Annotated in this window: 1 protein-coding gene; it reads right to left on the reverse strand. The window is 28.5% G+C overall.

The genetic code is table 11. The features are described from left to right. The coding region (locus KI356_RS27825; RefSeq protein WP_212937078.1) for a DUF3891 family protein at nt 1-270 on the reverse strand (270 nt) is incomplete at both ends.

Below are 270 nucleotides of genomic sequence, written 5' to 3' on the forward strand. Positions count from 1 at the left end.
ACACCAGGTTTATTCATACATACATATAATGAAAGCTCATCACAAAACTTTAATAATCTATAATGTTTATCGAACATCGTATATTGTTCTATTGTTAACGTTTTCATTATTCTTTTTTGTCGTTCCAATTCATGTTTATAAAAAGACATCATCTCTTCATCTTCTTCATTTAGTGGAAATGATAAAAAGTGTTTACTACAAAGTAATGCCCCGTATGGACTAGATTCTTCAATTTCATTTAAGCCAATCGTATAAAAAACAAAGCGCAAT

It is taken from the genome of Bacillus hominis, from assembly GCF_018332515.1.
GTDB lineage: Bacteria > Bacillota > Bacilli > Bacillales > Bacillaceae_G > Bacillus_A > Bacillus_A hominis.